The following is a 393-nucleotide window of genomic DNA, read 5'->3' on the forward strand; positions in this document are numbered from 1 at the left end:
ACAGTGACAGCGCCGTGCTGACCGCTGGTGTGGATTACGAGGTCAACCAGCCCCAGGGCTGGATTCGCGGCCTCGTGAACACGGCCGAGTTCTCGGTCACGGTCTCGATCACCGCCTATCCCGCTCGCGTGGACATGGTGACGTTCACGCCTTGGGAACGAGCCTATCAGGTCTGGAAGGGCACCGAGCGGATCCTCGACCCCGATCTGTGGGGGCCCGACGAAAAGACCATCGGCTCGAATGGCCGGGTCGAGGTCGTGCGGGTGCTGGTCACCTATAACCAGATCGAGATCCTCGACCGCACGCTGGCCGAGCGCCAGTCTGTTCGCCCGCGCCGGCACGTCGCCGGGCTGGACGAGCTTCGCCGCCACAACGCCGGGGTCATGGCGCCGG

At 66.7% G+C, this 393-nt stretch carries 1 protein-coding gene; it reads left to right on the forward strand.

Annotated elements, in window-relative coordinates:
* On the forward strand, positions 1-393 hold a 393-nt coding region (locus JI664_RS23635), incomplete at both ends, for a hypothetical protein (RefSeq protein ID WP_207016239.1).

This window comes from Rhodobacter sp. NTK016B, assembly GCF_017303295.1.
Taxonomy (GTDB): domain Bacteria; phylum Pseudomonadota; class Alphaproteobacteria; order Rhodobacterales; family Rhodobacteraceae; genus Pararhodobacter.